General features: G+C 73.6%; 12 protein-coding genes and 1 tRNA gene. 4 read left to right on the forward strand and 9 right to left on the reverse strand.

All coding sequences use genetic code 11. The features are described from left to right. Nucleotides 1-12 precede the first annotated feature (12 nt). The 5 genes from WMF43_RS02840 to WMF43_RS02860 form a co-directional block, all read right to left on the reverse strand. Complete coding sequence (locus WMF43_RS02840; RefSeq protein ID WP_437677370.1) at nucleotides 13-1,086, reverse strand: metalloregulator ArsR/SmtB family transcription factor; 1,074 nt, start codon at nucleotides 1,084-1,086, stop codon at nucleotides 13-15. A gap of 128 nt (nucleotides 1,087-1,214) precedes the next feature. Further along, nucleotides 1,215-4,838, reverse strand: coding sequence for an AAA family ATPase (locus WMF43_RS02845; RefSeq protein WP_437677372.1), 3,624 nt, complete (start codon nucleotides 4,836-4,838; stop codon nucleotides 1,215-1,217). Between the two features lie 178 nt (nucleotides 4,839-5,016). After that, entirely contained in the window at nucleotides 5,017-5,949 is a 933-nt protein-coding gene (locus WMF43_RS02850) for a hypothetical protein (protein WP_437677374.1), read from the reverse strand. A 312-nt stretch (nucleotides 5,950-6,261) separates the two neighbouring features. Then, nucleotides 6,262-9,921, reverse strand: a complete 3,660-nt coding sequence (locus WMF43_RS02855) for an AAA family ATPase (protein WP_437677376.1) — start codon at nucleotides 9,919-9,921, stop codon at nucleotides 6,262-6,264. Between the two features lie 51 nt (nucleotides 9,922-9,972). Then, the gene (locus WMF43_RS02860) at nucleotides 9,973-11,085 is read right to left on the reverse strand and encodes a cytochrome-c peroxidase (protein WP_437677378.1); all 1,113 of its coding nucleotides are present in this window, start codon (nucleotides 11,083-11,085) and stop codon (nucleotides 9,973-9,975) included. A gap of 465 nt (nucleotides 11,086-11,550) precedes the next feature. On the opposite strand from WMF43_RS02860, the gene WMF43_RS02865 reads away from it, so the two are divergent. Together WMF43_RS02865 and rd are read left to right on the forward strand one after the other, a co-directional pair. After that, complete coding sequence (locus WMF43_RS02865; protein ID WP_437677380.1) at nucleotides 11,551-12,417, forward strand: SDR family NAD(P)-dependent oxidoreductase; 867 nt, start codon at nucleotides 11,551-11,553, stop codon at nucleotides 12,415-12,417. Between the two features lie 186 nt (nucleotides 12,418-12,603). Beyond that, nucleotides 12,604-12,768, forward strand: coding sequence for a rubredoxin (gene rd / locus WMF43_RS02870; RefSeq protein ID WP_437677382.1), 165 nt, complete (start codon nucleotides 12,604-12,606; stop codon nucleotides 12,766-12,768). A 445-nt stretch (nucleotides 12,769-13,213) separates the two neighbouring features. Here rd and WMF43_RS02875 read toward each other — a convergent pair. Together WMF43_RS02875 and WMF43_RS02880 are read right to left on the reverse strand one after the other, a co-directional pair. Further along, a tRNA-Ala gene (locus WMF43_RS02875) sits at nucleotides 13,214-13,286 on the reverse strand. A 138-nt stretch (nucleotides 13,287-13,424) separates the two neighbouring features. Then, nucleotides 13,425-15,680 (reverse strand): hypothetical protein, encoded by a 2,256-nt coding sequence (locus WMF43_RS02880; protein ID WP_437677384.1) that lies wholly within the window; start codon nucleotides 15,678-15,680, stop codon nucleotides 13,425-13,427. 170 nt (nucleotides 15,681-15,850) lie between these two features. Between WMF43_RS02880 and WMF43_RS02885 the strand changes: the two genes are divergently transcribed. Then, a complete protein-coding gene (locus WMF43_RS02885; protein WP_437677386.1) occupies nucleotides 15,851-16,102 on the forward strand; it encodes a hypothetical protein in 252 nt (83 codons plus the stop codon). Here WMF43_RS02885 and WMF43_RS02890 read toward each other — a convergent pair. Then, nucleotides 16,051-16,530, reverse strand: coding sequence for a hypothetical protein (locus WMF43_RS02890; protein ID WP_437677388.1), 480 nt, complete (start codon nucleotides 16,528-16,530; stop codon nucleotides 16,051-16,053). The genes WMF43_RS02885 and WMF43_RS02890 overlap by 52 nt on opposite strands. Before the next feature lie 58 nt (nucleotides 16,531-16,588). Continuing rightward, nucleotides 16,589-17,416, reverse strand: a complete 828-nt coding sequence (gene argB, locus WMF43_RS02895) for an acetylglutamate kinase (protein WP_437677390.1) — start codon at nucleotides 17,414-17,416, stop codon at nucleotides 16,589-16,591. A 151-nt stretch (nucleotides 17,417-17,567) separates the two neighbouring features. Here argB and WMF43_RS02900 point away from each other — a divergent pair, with 151 nt between their 5' ends. Further along, nucleotides 17,568-18,737, forward strand: coding sequence for a M20 family metallopeptidase (locus tag WMF43_RS02900; protein ID WP_437677392.1), 1,170 nt, complete (start codon nucleotides 17,568-17,570; stop codon nucleotides 18,735-18,737). Nucleotides 18,738-18,862: the final 125 nt, after the last annotated feature.

The raw sequence follows: 18,862 nt of genomic DNA on the forward strand, positions 1-18,862 counted from the left end.
CGGGGGACGCCATCACTCGCGGATTTTCGTGTTCCTGTTGTAGCCGCGCGGGTGGAGCGGCGACAGCTTCTCCAGCCAGATCTGCTCGAGCAAGGTGAGCTCGTCAGCCAAGGAGAAGCTTGGATCATCCTTGGTCCGCACGACCTCGAGCACCTCGAACGTGAACGCGTCAGCGCCGTGCTCCTTCCAGTCTCGCTGGAGCTCCTGGTTCGTGTGCGCGCCGATCGACAGCATGAAACGGTGCTTGTTGAGCGGCCCGTGAAGGTTCGTGCTGCTGCCGAGCAAGACCTTGCCATTCACCGTGTTCTTCACCTGGAAGACGCCCGCCTGCTTGGGGGTCTCGAGGTACTTCCGCTTCAGCTCTTTGCGCGTTTCCATCCCGCTCGCTCCCTCGATTGACGTACCCGTCTCAGGGGTATCCTTCACCGGCTCCGGGGCCTCGATCGGTGTCTCGGGCCGCGGCTCGGGCGCCTTCGCGTCTGCCTCGATCAGCCAGTAATGCTGGCTGTCGCGCGCCATGTACCCCTCGTCCACCAGCAGGCGCCGGATGGTGCAATGGTCGGGATACAGGGCCTGGATGATCTCGTTCACCTCGCGCTCTCGGTAACGCCGGCCCGCCTGGAACTTACCGACGAACTGCTCGAGCACGATCCGCCGCTTGCGCCACTGCTTCGGCAGCTGGGTCAGCGCGCCGTCGCGGAAGTAGGCGCGCGTCACCTTGCTCCGGGAGCGCTCCACGCGGCGCTTCTCGGGGCCGCCGCCGGCCGGCGGCAGCGCGATGAGCTCCCTCAACCTCAGATCGAGCAGGTCGGCGCGCAGCGCGTAGACCAGGTAATACTGGGTCTTGCGCTTCGTCACGAGGCCCGCCTCGTCGAGCTTCCGCAGGTGGAACGACACGGTGGACGGCGCGCGCCCCAGCCGCTCGGCCAGCTCCTCGGCGCAGTGAGGCCGCTCCAGCAGGGCGTTCACCACCTGAAGCCGCGAGGCGTCCGCCAGCGCCTTGAGCACGCCGACGCGCTCGTCGACGCCCAGCACGCCGCCCGGAGCGCCCGGCGCAGGCCCCGCGGGATCCGATTCGACAGCCATCGAATCAGAATAGCTGGCCGCGGCGGACGGTCAATCTGTTTCGATGGACGTCGAATCAATCTCGACGGTCGAGCGGGAGGAGCACCCCGCGGGGAGGTGAGAGAAACGAGGGACGGGCGGCGCGCCAGCTACGCGACGTCCTCGCGGCTCATCCGGAGCAGCCAGAGCGGCGCGAGCGCCTGCGAGAGGCTGCGCACCAGCGACGCCTCGGCGTAGCCCATCACGTAGTCCTCGATCTCGATCGGCGCGGGCCTGCCCGGGGGGCGCGGCGGGTCGAACCGGATCCTCCGGACGACCGGCAGGAGCGCCGCGGGGTTCGGCGGGAGCGCGCGCCCGCGCCGCGCCGCCTCGTCGAACGCCGCCTGCCGGTCGAGGTGGTCCCGCGCCGCGCTCGCCGGCGTGAGGCCCGGCCGGGCGGGCAGGACGCGCACCCGCACCACCTCGGGGCCGCGCGCGAGCGACGTCCAGACGTGCGCGCCCGTCTCGAGCTCGAAGAAGTCCAGCACGCACAGGCCGACGACGCTCAGGACGAGGAGCTCCGCCCCGCCCGAGAGCATCGCGTCGAGCCCCGCCGTCCCGCGGCCCTGCTCGATCCCACCCGCGCGCCCGGGCTCCGCGCCGTCCGGCGCGTGGCCGAAGCGCGCGCCCGCCCACCCCTCGACCTCGCCCTCCGCCTCGACGTACGCGCGCGCCAGCGCCTCGAAGAGCCCGTCCTCCGGCGCGCCGGGGCCGCCGGCCGGCCGCTCGTCGACGTGCGCCGCGCGGAGCAGCTCGATCAGGACCGCGTGCTGGCCGGGCTCGTCCACCTTGCGGAGCGCGCGGCGGAGCGCGTGGCCCTCCGCGATGCACTCCAGGACCTCTTGCTTGGCCAGGCGGCGCAGCGGGCCCGGCAGCTGGCGCCGGTGGAACAGGCGCACCCGGGAGCGGCTCCACTCGTCCTCGAGGGTCACGTAGCCGAACCGCCGCATCTCCAGCGCGAGGTGCTGCTGCTCGTCGTCGTCGCCGCCCCGCCGCCGGACCAGCTCGATGCGCTCGCGGAACGCCTGGATCGCGCCGCGCATCGCGTCGAGGTTGTAGACCGCCTCCGCGTGCTCGTGCGCCTCGGGGCCCTCCGCCGCGGTGCGGCTGTGCTCCGCGAGGTGATGGCGGATCCGCTCCGAGAGGCGCGCGAGCTCGTCGCCCCGCTCGAGCGCGCCGACGAGCTCGAGCAGCGGCGAGAGCTCCGCCGTGAGCGCGCCGAGCGGCTTCGCCACGAGCGGCGCGAGCGCCCACGCCGCGGCCGCGGGCTCGGCCTCCTCCAGCGCCTCGCGGTGCAGCAGGAAGGGCGGCGACGCGGCGCCCCCGCCGGCGCCTGCCTCCGCGCCGCGCGTGTGGAGGCGGAGCACCTGCATCGCGGCGGGGGCGCCGCCGGAGAGCGCGTCGCTGAGCAGCGCCCCGATCTCGTCCTCGATGAACCGCTTCACCGAGCGGGCGCCGTCCTCGGCCACGAATGCCTCCCGCGCGATCCGCTCGGCCACGCCGGCGCTCCGGCGCACGAAGACGCTCCGCTCCGCGAGCCCGCGCCGGCCGAGCAGCCGGTCGAGCTCCTTCTCGGCCACGCGCACCGCCACCTCGGGCGTCAGCGGCCGGAACGGCACGACGCGGTCGATCCGGTTGAACAGCTCGGGCGGGAAGAACTCGCGCACGGCCCGCGCGACCTCCTGGGCCGACTCCTCCGCCATCGCGAGCGCCCGCGCCTCCGAGACCCCACCGCCGAAGCCGAGCAGCGCCCGCGAGCGCGCGCCGAGGTTCGAGGTCATCACCACGACCGCGTGGTTGAAGTGCGCGGGCCGCGCCGCCGCGTCGGTGAGCCGGCCGTCCTCGAAGAGCTGGAGGAGCAGGCTGTGCACCGAGGGGTGCGCCTTCTCGATCTCGTCGAGCAGCACCAGCGAGAACGGCTGCTCCCGCACCCGCTGCGTCAGGAGCCCGTCGGGCGCGTAACGATCGCCGATGAGCCGCGCCGGCGCGTCGGGGCCGCTCTGCTCGCTCATGTCGAAGCGGAGCAGCCGCGACGCGCTGCCGTAGATGAGCTCCGCCATGCACTTGGCGAGCTCGGTCTTGCCGGTGCCCGTGGGCCCGGTGAAGAGAACCACCCCGTACGGCCGCCGCGGGTCCACGAGGCCCGCCTTGATGCGCGCCACGAGATCCGCCGCGGCGCGCACCGCCTCCGGCTGGCCGATGACCCGGCGGCCGAGCTCCTCCTCCAGCGCGCCGGCGTCGAGCGGCTCGTCGCCGCCGAGCAGGAGCCTCGGCACCCCGGTCTTCTGCGACAGGAGCCGGAGCACGTCGTGGGATCCGACCGGCCGCGGCCCGCGCGGCCCGCGCGGCTGGTCGTCGCGCGCCGCGGCCTGATCCTCCGCGGCGGGTGAGGCCTTCGCACTCGCGCGCACGACCTCCCGGAGCAGGTCCATGGCCTTGCCCGGCAGCGCCTGCGCCGACAGGAGCGAGCCGCCGAGGTCGAGGATCGTCCGCAGCGCGTAGGGGCTCACGCGGGCGTCGTGGCGCTGCTCGAGGGCGCGGACCTCCCGCACCATCAGGCGGAACGTCTCGGCGGGCGTGGCCTCGGGGAGGAAGAGCGGCGTGAACAGCGCCGCGAACGACGGGGACTCCTGCTCGAGCAGGCGGAACGCCTCGGGCGAGCACTCGCCGACGATCACGATCTCGCGGCGGGAGAGCGGCCCGCGGAAGAAGTCGGCGAGCGAGCGCTCGCTCTCGCGGGACCGCCCGATCCGGCCGAAGTGGTGGAGGTCGTCGATCGCGAGGATCGCGCCGCGGCTGCGCGCGTCCTCGACGAGCTCGACGCAGCGCTTCTCCCAGTCGCCGAGGTGGCTCATGCCGGCGATGAGCCGCCGGCCGCTCACGGCGACGACGTCGCGCGCCCGGTCGAGGTTCTTGTGCGCGCCGTAGCCGTCGGCCTCGAGGAGGTCGTGCACCGCCTGGTGGACGAGCGTCGTCTTGCCGCACCCGGACGGCCCGATCACGATCACCGACTGGGCCCGGCCGGCGCCGAGCAGGAGCGCGAGCTGCTCGCGCTGGGGCGATCGCGGCACGCCCGCGTCGAGGCCTCCCTGGGCCGCGCGCTGGGTGAGGCTCACGCCGAGGTTCGGCAGGACCTTGAGGCCGCGCCGCTTCTTCCAGCGGAACGCGGGGTCGGCGCCGCTGGCGTCGCCGGCGTCGTCGCCCGGCAGGTCGGCGAGCGCCGAGCGCGGCGTGCACGAGAACGACAGCGCGGTGAGGCGCTCCTTGCCCCGGCTCCAGAGCCCCTCGATCTCCTCGTCGTCGAGGCCGGCCCAGGCCGCCTGGAACAGCGCCCGGAGCTGCTCGTCGAGCGGGAGATCCTCGCGGACGGGGGCGGCCTCGCCCTGCCGGGCCGGGTGGTAGGCGAAGACGATGCGCTCGTGCTCCGAGGCCCAGCGCGGCTCGAGCACGACGGGGCAGAGCCCGCTCACCTTGCGGCGGTCGGCCGGCGTCGCCCCGGAGAGCGCGAGCTCGAGGCGCACCTTCTCGAGCCGGATCCCGCGCGGCATCTCGAAGCGCGCGAGCTGGGTCGGCCGCGCCTTCTCGAAGATCGGCCGGAGCTCCTCGATGAGCAGGCGCTGGACGCGATCCGGGTGCCGCCCCTGCCGCGAGCGCGTGCTCGGGCCGAGGCCGAGCGTGACGCACTCGACGCCGCTCGAGGACCGCCGTTCGAAGAGCGGGATGGTGAAGTGCACGGCGGCGAGTGTAACGGGCCGCGCGCGCCTGTGATCGAGGCGTTGTGGGCGGCGACGCCTTCGAGGGCAACTGCGAGCGGAGCGTGGTCGGGGTGCGGACTCGCCGGTACCCGACGCTGGGCCGCGGGTGCGATGAGCAGACGGTGGAGGCGCTCTTGCGGAAACAGGCCGTGAGGCGTCAGCGCGCCTCCGGGTTCGAGAGCCATGCCGCGAGGGTCTCGCCGTCGAGTGTCAAGACGACCTCGTCCAGGCGCTCTTCCCCGAGCCGCGCCAACCGCTCGGCCATGGTGCTGCGCTCGTCGTTGGTCATCGCCCTGCCGAGCCGCTTCTCAAACAGCCGCGCCAGCGCCAGCCGCTTGCCCTCGTCCAGGCCGAGCCGCTTGCCCTCGTCCAGGCCGAGCTGTCGCTGTTCCGCCTGGTACGTCTTGAACCACTCCTGGATCTCCATGATGACGTCATCCTCCGCGTCTTCCGGGAGCTGCCCGGGGAGCTCGTAGCCGAAGTGTACCAAAAGCGGCAGGGCGATGCTCCGCTCCCAGGCGTCCTCCGGAAGCGCCATTAGGTCCAGCAGCGCCTCGCGCAGCACCCGCCGGGCACCCATTAGCCGCAGGATGAGCGTGCTGCGCGTGCGCGGCAGCTCGGAGAGCACCACCACGCGCAGCTGCAGCGCCTGCACCGAGCCGTACACGCCCGGGCTCAGCGCCTGACAGCCGAACCCATCGAGCACCGTCTCGGGCCGCCCCGTGCTGACGACGATGAGCCAGGGGAAAGGCACCTCCTTGCGAGGCGCCGGCTCCGCCTCGACCCGATCGAGCGCGGCGCGCGCCCGCCGCTCCAGCTCGTGATGCCACGCGAGCTGCTTGCGCAGGCAATCGCGTAGCTGCCGCAAACCCGGGGTGTTGCGGAAGACCTCGAACATGCACGGCTCGGCCGCGAGCTCGCCGAGCACCCCGAGCTCGCGCCGCAACGCCTCGCGCGCCGGATCGGGCACACACCAGACGTCGATCCGCTGGGTGGCCGCAGCGACCTCGACCTCGGTGTCCGACTCCGCCGCGCGCCGGAGCGCGTCGCGCAGCAGACTCTTGACGAACTGGTCGGAGCGTTCACGCATAGGACCAACATCCCGCCTTGGCTCAGGCCGTCTCACGCCTGGCATGCGCGCAGAGAGGCCACGCGCAACTCATGTCCTGGCTCGCACGGCGCTGCACGAGAAATCGTGAGGGGACGAGCGATGTTTGACATTGAAAATATCCGGGACGACAGCGGATTTTGAAATGATGGAGTGATGATGTGCGTAAGGAGGGGTGACGCTGTGTCTCTCTCTCCGCCGGAGCCCAGCTCGTGCTCGGCGGCGCGCACATCCACCCGATGCGCCCGGTGGGCGAGCGGCGCTGACGCGCGGGCGGACACGCCCGGACCCCCGCTATCCGGGCTCCGCGCCCTCCCCGCCCACGCTGAAGTACTCGCTCCGATCGAGCCCGCTCTCGCCGTCCTCGAAGAGGAGCAGGTGCGACAGCGCGACCTCGTCGAGCCGCCGCCAGTACCAGGCCGGATCCATGGCGATCCGCGCGCGGCGCCCCGCGATCAGCACCGCGCCCTCGACCTCGTCGTGCTCGCGCGCGGCCGCCCCGCGGCGCCGCGCGGCGGCCGAGCCGGCGGGCGGCGGCGCGAGCGACGCGTGCTCCCACTGGTCCTCCGCGACGTGGGCCGCGTGCGCCACGAAGTGCACGAACACGTGCAGCCGGCCGTCGCCGGGCGCGTCGCCCGCGTCCCGCTTCTGCACGACCAGCCGGTGGAGCCCCCGCTCGAGCGAGAGGAACGCGCCGGCGTACGAGCCCGTGCAGCGGAGGAGCACGCTGCGGAACCCGCGCTTCGGCTGCCGGAGCGCCTCGAGCACGTCGCCCGGCGAGCGCGGCGGTCCCCACCGCCGGCTCGCCGGCCACGCGCCATCGCCGGGCCCCGGCCGGTCGCCGTCGATGTGCAGCGTCGCACTCCAGCCCCGCCGCGGGAGCTCCTCGAGCAGCGGCGCGAGCCACCGCTCGAACGCCCCCGCGTCGAGCTCCTCCAGGATCAGCGCGATCGCGTCGCGCCGCGGCTCCGTCGCGACGAGCGCGCGCGGCAGCGCCCTCTGGACCCCCTCCCGCGCGGCGCGCGCCTCGCCCGCGAGCTCCCGCACCTCCTCGCCCTCGAGCAGCGCCATCATCGCGAGCTCCTCGATCTCGTGCATGTCCTCCTGCGCGCGGGACAGCTGCCCCCAGATCTCGCTCAGCCGGTGGTGCTCGGCCTGCAGCGCCGCGGTGTCCTGCTCCTTGCGGCGGTCGCGCACCAGCCCCCGCGCCAGCCCCCCCACCAGCCCCCCCGCGAGGCTCAGCTGCGTCAGCAGGAAGTCGATCTGCTCCCGGAGCTGCTCGACGGGCGCGAGGCCCATCCACCGGTCCACCTCGCGCCGGAGATCGCCGAGCTGCTCGACGCCGAACGCCTGCTGCGCCGCGCGCGCCGCGCGCCGCCGCCGCGCCACGAGGCGGAGCGCCGGCGTCTCCGCGCGGGCGAGGGCGGCGCCCTCGGCGGGCGGCTCCGGCTCGCCGGCCTCGGTGACCCACACCGTGAGCTCCCGCGCCTCGCCGCCGAGCCGTGCGAGCAGCCGCGCGAGCGGCGCCGTGAGGTGCTCCTCGACGTGGCGCCGGAGCGCCCGCGCGCCGTACGCCGGCGCGTGGCCGTCCTCCGCGAGCCGCGCGAGCGCCCGCTCGGAAACCTCCAGGGCGACGCCCGCCTCGGATAACCCGCGCCGCTGGCCCAGGCGCTGCGCCGTGAGGCGGGCGACCTCGGTCAGCTCCGCGCGGGTCAGCGGCCGGAACGGGATCACGCGGTCGATGCGGTTCACGAACTCCTGCCGGAACACGCCCGCGACGACGCGCTGGTAGTGCGCCTCGTCGAGCGCGGCCCGCTCCTCCGGGGGCGCCGCGGCGTGCGCCCCTGGGGCGCCCGCGAACCCCGCCTGCGCGCGCCGCTCCGCCGCGCCGAGGTTCGAGGTCATGATCACGATCGCGTTGTGGAAATAGGCCGTCCGGCCGCGCGCGTCGGAGAGGCGGCCCTCGCCGAGCACCTGGAGCAAGAGATCGAACACCGCCCGGTGCGCCTTCTCGATCTCGTCGAGCAGGAGCACGCAGAACGGCTGCTCGCGCACGCGCTCGGTGAGCAGCCCGCCCGCGCCGTCCACCCCGCGGATCAGCCGGTCGGCCGCGCCCTCGCTCGCGAACTCGCTCATGTCGAAGCGCGACAGCCGATCGGGCGAGCCGAAGAGCAAGGCCGCGAGCGCGCGCGCGAGCTCCGTCTTGCCGACGCCCGTCGGCCCCACGAACAGGAACGCCGCGAGCGGTTTGTCCGGCGGCGAGAGCCCCGCCTTCACCACCGCGATCGTCTCGGCGAGCGCGCGCACCGCCCGCTCCTGCCCGACGACGCTCGCGCCGAGATCGCGCGCGACGCGGTCCACGCGGAGCGGGAGATCGTCGCGCAGGAGGAACGCGGGCATGCCGGTGCGCGTCGAGAAGAGCTCGTAGAGGTCGCCCCGCCCGAGCGTCACCGGCTCGCCCTGCGCGGTCCGCTCGCGCTCGTGCACGGTGCGCAGGTCCTCGTAGAGGCGGACGGCCTTGCCGGGAAAGGCGGTGTAGGGGAGGTAGCGCTCCGCGAGGTCGACGAGCGCCGTCAGCGCGTCGTCCGCGACCGCGGGGCGGTGCGGCTCGACGCGGGCGTCGTGCGCGGCGCGCTCGGCGAGCGCCCTCCGGGTGTCGCGCGCCGTGAGCGGCTCGACCCGGATGCGGCTCAGGCCGGCGAAGAAGGCCCAGTGCCGCCCCTCGAGCGCGTCGAGCCGGTCGTCCCGGAGCTCGCCGACGACGCGCACCCGCCCCTCGTCGAGGTAGGGCCGCATGGCGCCCGGCAGGTCGACGTGGCCGCCCTCGACGCGCTCGGCCAGGAGGTCGTCGAGGTTCTCGAAGTAGAGCACCGCGTCGAGCGCGGCGGCGGCCTCCATCACCTCGTGGATCCGCTCCTGCCATTGCCCGAGCCCGCTCATGCCCGCGATGAGCTGCGCGCCCGAGGTCGCGTAGACGAGCCGCGTCTGGCGCGCGACGTACGCCTGCATGAGCGCCGTCTTCCCCGCGTGCTCCGGGCCGACGAGCAGCACGCCGAGGCGCGGCGCGCCGTCGAGCAGCGCGGCGAGCCGCGCGAGCTCCGCGTCGCGGCACGCGAGCGGCGGGCGCGCGGCCGGGCTCCGCTGCGCCGCCACGTGCAGCGGCGTCGCGACCGAGACGAGCGTGTCCACGGCCTTCTTCCGCCGCGCGCGCTCCGCGAGGGACACGCCGCGCTGCACGTGCCCGCCCGCGCGCTCGGGCTCGGGCAGCGGCGCGTGCAGCACCTCCAGGCGGTGCGCGCTCCCCGGCAGGAGCCCCATGTGCTCCCACGACGACAGCGGCTCCGAAGCCAGGATCCGGCGCACCTCCTGCCGGATCGCCGGCGCGATCGGCTCGCCCGCCTCCACGTAGAACGCGTGCCCGAGCCCCGGCACGAGCACCCAGACGTCGCGCTCGCCGCCCGCGGCGCCGCGCTCGCCGCGCTCGCTGCCGCCGCCGGCCGCCAGCGCCGGCGGCGCCGACGCGGCTCCGGGCGCTGCGGACGGCGCGCGCGCGGGCCGCTCGCCGGCGGGCACGACGACGCAGGGGAAGGTCACCGGCACCTCGCTCCGCAGCTTGCGCGGCAGGTCGTCGCGCGGGACGGGGACGTCCACGGAGAGGAGCTCCGTCCCCTCCGGGAACGAGAGCCGGGAGATCGCCTCGGGCTGCGCGCGGGCGGCGTGCTCGCGCAGGAAGAGCTGCTGCTCGACGAGCACGTCCTCCTCGCGGCCGAAGCTCGCGGCGTCCGGCGCCGCGACGGGGAAGGCGAGGCACGCGCCGTCGAAGCGCTCGCGCACGAAGACGAGCGTGCGCGCGGTGCGCTCCGCGCGCGCCTCGGCGGCGCCGGGCTCGGCGGCGCCCGCCGTGTCCTCAGGAGCGGGCGCGGATCGCCCGTCGTCGCCGGCGCTCGTGCTCATCCGAGAGGGCGGAGCAGACCTGATCCGCCCTCTCGGCGCAACCGGATCGGCTCAGGTGGGGTCGGCCTTGGGCGTGGCCGGCGTGCTCGGGGGCAGCTCGGGCTTCTTGATGTACTCGGTCGGGAGGTCGCCGGTGAGCGACTTGAGGAAGGCGACGATCGCCTTCACCTCCTCGGGCTTGGCCTCCACGCCGAGCTGGTGCCACGCCATCTTGGACACGGCGTCGTCGAGCGTCGCGAGCGAGCCGTCGTGGAAGTACGGGAAGGTCTTCTCGACGTTCCTGAGGCTCGGGACGCGGAAGAAGAACTTGTCCTTGTCCTCCTTCGTGTGATCGAAGCGCCCGTTGTCCTTGAGGCCGGGGTACTCCTTCACGAGCCCGAGCTTCTGGAACGTCGAGCCGCCCACCGCGACGCCCGTGTGGCACGTCGGGCAGCCGAGCGAGATGAACTTGTGGAACCCGGCCTTCTCCTCGGCGGTCAGGGCCTTGTCGTCGCCGTCGAGGTACTTGTCGAAGCGCGACGGCGTGACGAGGCCGCGCTCGAACGCGCCGATCGCCTTCGCCATGTTGTCGTACGTGATCGGCTCCTTCTCCTCGGGGAAGGCGGCCTTGAAGAGCGCGACGTACTCGGGGATGGACTTCAGCGTCGTGATGACCCGCTTCTCGTCGGGCATGGCCATCTCGACGGGGTTCAGGATAGGCCCCTTGGCCTGGTCCTCGAGCGTGGCGGCGCGGCCGTCCCAGAACTGGGCGACGTGCGGGCCCGCGTTGTAGGCGGAGGGCGAGTTGCGGCCGCCGAGCTGCCCCTTGTGGCCGGACGAGAAGGCCTTGTTGTCGACCCCGTAGTTCGAGAGGTCATGGCAGGAGTTGCAGGCGATATCGTGGTTCTTCGAGAGCCGCGTCTCGTACCACAACATCCTCCCCAGGGTCACCTTCTCATTGGTGATGGGATTCTTGTCGTAGTCGAATTTTGCCGGGAGGACCTTGAAGGACTTGACGTCGTTCGGATCGAAGACGAGGGGCTTCACGTCGCTCGTCTTCGCCGCCGTCGCGGTGGGCTTCGCCGCCACTGCGGCCGGCGGGGACTGGTTCTCAGGCGATCGGTCGCACGCGCCCAGCCCGGCGGCGACGAGGAGGACACAGATGAGAGATGAGGGCGAACGCATGATGTCTCCTGGCTCGTGAGGACGACGTCCACGGTAAAGAGAGCTGCCCTGGCCGTCAACGCACGTTGTCGCCGAGTCCGTCGCCTGTCGGGCGCGCTGCGCGGACCGTCGTCGAAGGGCTCGCGGAGGGCACTTCATGGGGTGGTGTGTGTTACAGGCGTGTTGCAATTGTGGTCATCAAGGTAGCGCAATGGATGCTGGGGTGCTTCCTGTGCGCTGATCTCCCTCGGGGTATGCATTTCCGATCCGTCGCTCTCTCCGTGTTGTTGTCGGGCGGTGAGGGGAAGCTCGACCGCGCGGGCGCGTGTCGTGCTGGGCGGCAGAGCCCGTCTGCCGGCGAGGCTCCCGCTGCGCGCACGGGGGCGCGGCGCCTCCAGCGCGGTCGGGTGACCTGCAGGCGCCCCTTGCGCCCGCGGGGGGCGCTGCGCAACCCTTGCGCGCGTGTCGACGCCCGAGGAGCCGCCCGTGGGAGCGCCGCGCGAGGAGCCTCCGCGCGGGGGATCGCCGATCGACCGCGGGGTCGTGCTGATCACGGGCGCGTCGTCCGGCATCGGCCGCGCCCTGGCGCGCGAGGTGGCCGCGCGGGCAAGGGCGCTCGTGCTGGTCGCGCGCCGCCAGGACCGCCTGGAGGCGCTGCGCGCCGAGCTCGTCGCGGCGCGCCCCGCGTTGACCGTGCTCGTCTACGGGTGCGACGTGGCCGATCGCGCGGCGGTCGACGCGATGCTCCGCGCGGCCGCGGTTGAGGTCGGGGAGATCGACGTCCTCGTGAACAACGCTGGCTCCGGCGACCTCGGCGTGTACGACCTCTCGGCGTGGCCGCGGGCCGAGCAGATGATCGCGCTGAACGTGACGGCCCTCGCGTACCTCACGCACCGGCTCGTCGGCCCGATGGTGTCGCGCGGGCGCGGCGCGATCGCGAACGTGAGCTCCGGGTTCGGCCTGACGTTCGGGCCGGGGATGGCCGCGTACATCGGGACGAAGCACTTCGTCACGAGCTTTACCGAAGCCCTCCGCCTCGACCTCGCCGGCACCGGCGTGCGGGTCACGCAGGTGTGTCCGGGGCCGGTGCAGACCGAGTTCAACGAGGTGGCGGGCAACTTCACCGGCCTCGAGCCTCCGGCGCTCCTGTCGATATCCCCCGAGCGCTGCGCGCGCGCTCTCGTCCGCGCGATCGACCGGGGCCGCGCGCTCGTGGTGCCCGGGGTGGTGGCGTGGCTCGTCGTGCACCTCGGCGTCCTCTGCCCGCGCTGGCTCCTGCGGCTCGCCTACCGGCCGATCGCGCGCGCGCTGCGCAGGAAGCAGCTCGCGGTGCGCGGCGCGCCGGCGCCTTGAGGCGCGGCGGCGCGGCTGGCCGGTGTCTGGCGCGCTTCGAGTCGCTGCCTCGGCGCGGCGGGACGGGGCGAGTCGCCGGAGATTTCCTTGGAGCAGGGCCGGCGGCGTGGCAGGCTCGCCTGCGGCTGCATCCTCCGCCGTGGTAGCGTTTTGCGCGGCTCGCCAAGCCCCTGAGGAGAACTATCGATGAAGAAATATCGCTGCCTCATCTGCGGATACATCTACGACCCGGCGCTCGGCGATCCCGACACCGGCATCGTGCCGGGGACCGCGTTCGAGCACATCCCGGATACGTGGATCTGCCCGGATTGCGGCGCGACCAAGGCCGACTTCGAGCCGATCGACGAGTGAGGGGCGCGGCTGCGGCGGCTCTCACGCTGCGGCGGCTCTAACGAGAAGGACACGCCACGACGCCGACCCGGGGGGGGACGAGCGGCGTAGTGCCTGGCGGACGGGGGACGAGCGGCGTAGTGCCTCGTCGACCGAGTGTCGCCGAGGCCAGCAGCCGGGCTGCCACGCGCGGCCACTCAAGCTCGTTGCCGGCCAGGTCCAGCAGCGCCATGTCGCGGAGCCGGGCAAGCCCACTGCCGGACGAACGGGCAGCTCAGGGGCGTGTGGCCAGCGAAGCCTGACCCGAGGCCAGCATCAGAGTCCGCTCGGCGGATGCGCCCTCTTGCGAGGGACACGCCCGAACGGGCGCTCATGCTCGCCGCGCCATCGCGACGGGCGACGCTCTAGAACCCGAGAGAAGGACTCAACAAGACGGTTAAGAAAGAAACGTCAGCGACTTCGAGGGTGGACCTGACAGGGATCGAACCTGCGACCTCTAGAGTGCGATTCTAGCGCTCTCCCAACTGAGCTACAGGCCCTCGTTTTCGAGAGCGCGGACTCTACCCGCCGGGCCGCGGCTGTCAAGAGCGGATTTCGTTTTTCGTCCGACGGCCGCGTTTGCCCGGGGTTTGTGCGCGCCCGGCCCCGCCCGCGCTCCAGCGGGACGACACGGCGGCCTAGTTCGCCGGGGTCTCCGGCGTGACCGTGGGCGGGGCGGGGGGGGAAGGCGCTGCGCTGGAGGAGCCGGGCGCAGGGCGCGGCGGCTCGGCCTGCGCCCACGCCTGCGCCTTCGGGTTGTGGAAGGAGAAGAGCTTCTCGCGCTCCTCCCCATAACTCTCCGTCGTGCCCCACTTCGGGTTCCAGTCCTTCACCCAGTACACGTCGCCGGAGACGATCGCGTCCTCGGGGCGGCCCGTGCGCTCGGGGTACCGGTACATGTACTCCTTCATGGCGTCGCGGTACCCGCTGTTGCCCGGCAGCTTGATGCGGGCGAAGTAGTCGGACCAGATCTGGCTGTACGCGAAGCTCTTCGCGTGCAGGAGGTCGAAGTTCGGCGGCTTGCCCGTGAAGGGATCGATGTGGCGGCCGTCGACCGTGACGGCATCGACGACGAGCGTGCCGTCATCCATCACCGGGTTGGGCGAGAACATGAACCAGCCCTGGAGGAACCGGAGCTTCTGCGCCAGCACCCGGATCGGCTCGGGGTGCGGCACCTTCCAGCGGTTCTTGACGACCCAGAGCTCGATGGCCGCCTGGTTCACCGCGCCGACGAACATCACGACGGCGCCGAGCTCGCGCAGGCCGGCGAGGGCCCTCCGGCCCATCAGGCGGATCGGCGCCGGCGGGGGCGCGACGTCCGAGCGCTCCGGGATGCGCAGGCCGAGCGCCCTCCCCAGGCCGCGGCGGTGCGCCGCCGCCATCGCCGCGGTCACGGCGCCGCGCACGAGCGGCAGGCGCAGCGTCCAGGCCACGGCGGGGCCGAGCGGGATCGCCGCGACGAGGTCCGCGAGCGCCTCGGCGCCCGCGACCACCGCGCCGTCCGGGCGCCGCGCCGCGAGGCCGCTCGCGGCGGAGCCCGACGCCTCGAACGTGAGCAGCCCGAACCGATCCATCCGCTTCAGCACGCGGCAGATGAAGACGGCGCCCGGCGACCGCGGGTCGAAGAGCACCACGCGGGCCCGGCGCGCGCGCCGCATCGTGCGCGCGGCGAGCTCCCAGTCCTCGCGGCCGAAGAGCAGCGTCGACATGACGCAGAGCGCCCACGCGAAGGGGCCCAGCACGAACGTCGTGCCGAAGCCGATGTGGAGCACGTTCATCATGGCCAGCGCGGCCCTGCGCGCCCACGCGCGGAAGATCGGCATGAAGAGGCAGAACGGGATGAGGAACTCGAAGGAGATCACCATCCGCGTCATGAAGACGATCATCCAGCCGGGCGCGTAGTCGCGGATGTCCGCCACGATCGGCGTCACCATCCGGTCGACGTACAGCACGAAGTGGATCGCGGTCGCGTTCTTCATGCTCCACGCGGGGCCGGTCTTGTGCACCACGTTGAAGAAGTAGATCGCCGCGATCTGGATCAGCAGGATGGGGCCGACGATCGTCACGTGGGCGTCCGGCTTGAGCGGGTCGTCGATCGTTGCGCGATCGTTCAGATCGGCGGCGGTCCGCTCGCGGCTCCGCTTCAGCGAGGCGAGGAGCGCGTCGACCGAGAAGCGGTCGCCCATCGGCAGGAAGCACGTCCAGAGCAGGAGCAGGTTGTGGACGACGTAGCCGCCGTTCTCGATGAGCAGGACGCGCCCGTTCATGCTCGTGACGAACACGAGCGAGAGCACCTGCATGAGCTTCGTCTTCCAGCCGATGAGCAGGCAGACGTAGGTGGCGAAGATCACGGCCCAGAGGACCCAGAGCTCGCCCGGCGTGGAGAAGGCGTTGACGAGCGAGAAGTTGCCGCTGCCCTGGGGGCGCCAGAGGTTCACGTGGTTCGGCAGGACGCCGATGTCCGCGAACATGTCGGTCCACGCCCAGGTGCGGCGGAGGAGATCGCCGATGAGGAAGAAGCCGAGCAGGATGCGCGTGAAGCCGAGCGTCCGCCGGTCGAAGGTGAAGAAGCAGTCCCGGAGGATGTCCCACATCGAGGGCCCAGGCGGCCCCGCGGGACGCCCCGGCGGCTCGTCCGCGTCGTCCTCACCGGCCGGGCCGTCGTCCTCGGTCGCGCCGTCGTCCGTGGCCGAGGCGCCGGCCGTGGTGGAGGCGCCGGCCGTGGTGGAGGCGCCGGCCGTGGACGCGGGCGCGGCGCGGCCCGGGGGCTCGCCTGCGCCGGAGTCCCGCGCGGCGGCAGCGGCCTCCCCGCCCTCCGCGCGGCGCTCGCCGGTGTCCTCGTTCCGGAGCGCGCCCTCCGGCGCGCCGTCGCCGCGATCCTCTTTTGCGTTCATAGGCCGTCGAGATCGATCCTTCGCGAGCGAAGCGCCCGCCGTTCCTCGGCTCGATACCTACCGCAACCGCGTCGGCGCCGCACGGGCCGCGCAAGGAGCGCGAGACGCGGAGCGCGCGGCGCTTGATGCCCGCGGCGCAGGGGGGTAACGGGGGAGGGGAGGAGCCTGCGATGCCTGACGCGGAGGAGCGCTTGACGCTCGCGATCTGCGCCTTCGTGGCGGGGTGCATCCTGCTCGCGCCGCGCGAGTGGGTGTCGGCGGGGCTCGCGATCGCGCTCTCCCTCGCGCTGCTCGCGTGGCACGTCGTCCGGCTGCGCGCGGAGGCCGCGCCCGGGCGCCCGGCGCCGCCCGCGCACGCCGCCGCGGGCGCTCAGCGCGTCCCTGGCGACGATCCGGGGGACGAGCCGCGCGCGCCCTCCTGAAGGCGGAGCGGGGGGCGGCCGAAGCGGGCGCGCACGCGGTTGGCGAAGCCGTGCATCTTCGGCATGCCGAGGAGCCGCCGCTCCAGCCGTCGCTTGCCGGGGACGTCGAGGAGCATCACGCCGATCAGGATCACGAGGCCGCCCGGGCCCGGGACGCCGGGCACCGAGAGCATGACCCCGGCCGCCACGAGGAGGACGCCGAGCACGTTCTTGCCGACGCGCGCCGCCACGCGCATCCAGGCCGGGCGGCCCGGCAGGAACGGCCTCTCCTCCTCGCTCACCAGGTAGTCCTCGGGCAGGCGGACGAGGACGAAGGCGACGAGGGCCAGGCTCCCGACGAAGCTGATCAGCGCCACCCCCGCGCCGATCGCGATCTGCTCGCGGTGCCTGTGCAGGAACGAGAGCGCTGCTCGGAATTTCTCCTCCATCACGGTTCTCGAGAGGCTACGGCGCGCCGCCGGCCCGGGCGATCCAGGCCGGGCGCGATCAGGGCACGAGCACCGTGCCGATGGAGCCCGGCGCGCCGGCCTCGCGCGCGAGATCGCCCGGGGTCAAGCGGCCGAGGATGTGGATGCGGCGGACGCCCTCAGCGAGCGCGGCGAACGACTCCTCGAGCTTCGGGATCATCCCGCGCGTGACGGCGCCGCTCGCGATGAGCGCGCGCCCCTCCGCGACCGTGAGGCTCGGGATGCGCGAGGCGGGATCGGCGACGTCGCGCAGCACGCCCGGCACGTCGCTCACGAGGAAGAGCCCCGCGGCGCCGAGCTCGATGGCGACCCGGTTGGCGACGGTGTCGGCGTTGATGTTGTAGACCTGCCCGCCCGCGTTCGCGCCGAGGCAGGCGAGGACGGGCAGGTAGCCGCCCTGCCCGAGCAGCTCGAGCAGCGCGCGGTCCACACCCGTGATGTCGCCGACGAGGCCGAGATCCACCGGCTCGGGCCCGGCGCTTGCGTAGACCTGCGGCGGCCGCTTGACGGCGGCGAGGGCGGGGCCGCTCGCGCCGTGGAGCCCGACGGGCCTCGCGCCCGCGGCGAGGAGCGCGGCGCAGAGGTCGACGTTGAGCTTACCGGCGACGACCATCTTCATGACGTCGAGCGTGTCCGCGTCGGTGACGCGCTGGCCGGCCACCTGCCGGACGGGGATGCCGAGCCGCTCCTGGAGCCGGGTGGCCTGCGCGCCGCCGCCGTGGACGATGACCGCGCGGGCGCCGGCGCGGGTGAGCGCCGCGAGATCGCTGGCGAGGACGGGGAGGGTGGGGCTGCCCACGACCTCGCCGCCGAGCTTGATGACGAGCGGACCTGCCGGCGTGGTCACGGGCGCCTCCGCGCTGCGCTGAAAGGTTTCATGGAGGGGACACGTACCACTTCTGCAGCGGCCAGGGCAGAGGTCGCCGCGCCGCCGCGGCCGCCGGGGCGGGCGCCGGCGCGGCGCGGCGCGGCCGGCGCTTCCGTGGCATGCTCGCGCCGTGATCCAGGGTCTAAGGCAGGCGCTCGCAGATCGCACGGAGCCGATGCTCGCGCTGCTCGAGCGGCTCGTGAACCTCAACTCGTTCACGGACAACCCGCGCGGCGGCGACGCGGTGGGCGAGGTGCTCGCGAACGAGCTCTCGACCATCCCCGGCCTGTGCGTGCGCCGGATCGCGAGCGCGCGCTTCGCGGCGCACTGGGTGGTGGAGAGCGAGGCGGCGAAGGCGTCGCCGGCGGGCCACGTCGCCCTGGTGGGGCACCTCGACACGGTGTTCCCGCCGGGGGTCTTCGAGGGGTTCCGCCGCGACGGGGACCTCGCGCGCGGGCCCGGGGTGCTCGACATGAAGGGCGGGCTCGTCGTGGCGATCGAGGCGCTGCGGGCGCTCGAGAAGGTGGGCGCGCTGCAGGCGATCCCGGTGCGGTTCGCGATCGTGTCGGACGAGGAGGTCGGGTCGCCCGAGGGGCGCCCGCTGCTCCAGCGCGAGCTCGCGGGCGCGGCGTGCGCGCTCGTGTTCGAGGCGGGGCGCGAGGAGGACAGGATCATCACCGCGCGGCGGGGCACCGGGGGCGCGACGGCGAGGGCGACGGGGAAGGCGGCGCACGCCGGCAACGCGCACCAGCACGGCGCGAACGCGATCTGGGCGCTCGCCCGCTTCATCGACTGGGCGCAGCGGCTGACCGACTACACGCGGGGGGTGACGGTCAACGTGGGCAAGGTGAGCGGGGGGCACGGCAGGAACACGGTGCCCGACGCGGCGGAGGCGGGGGTCGACTTCCGCTTCGTGACGACGGCGGACGGCGAGGAGATCATGGCGGCGCTCTCCGCCGCCGCGCGCGAGGCGTCCGTCGAGGTGCCGGGCACCGTCGTGCACGTGGACTGCGAGCTCGCGCGGGCGCCGCTCGTGCGGACCGAGGCGAGCGTGGCGCTCTACCGGGAGTATGCGGCCTGCGCGCGGGCGGCGGGGCTCGGCGACGGCGAGGCGCCCCTCATCGGCGGCGGATCCGACGCGAGCTCGACGGCCGAGATCGGGATCCCGTCCATCGACGGGCTGGGGCCGCGGGGGAGCGGCTTTCACACGAAGGACGAGCGCATCGAGGTAATGACGCTCGTGCCCAAGGCGGAGGCGCTGGCGGCGTTCCTGCTGGGGCGGCGCGTCGCAGCGGGGTGAGCGTGAAGGACGGGCGGCGTCGGGGAGCCGCGGCTGCCACCGCGCCGCCGTGACGGGACGCTCGCGCCGCGGCGCGAGCGCCCGGAGATCGAGGCGCGCCTGCGGTGGAGCGTTGACGCCCCCGG

Source organism: Sorangium sp. So ce131, assembly GCF_051519095.1.
In the GTDB taxonomy this organism is placed as follows: Bacteria; Myxococcota_A; Polyangia; order Polyangiales; family Polyangiaceae; genus Sorangium.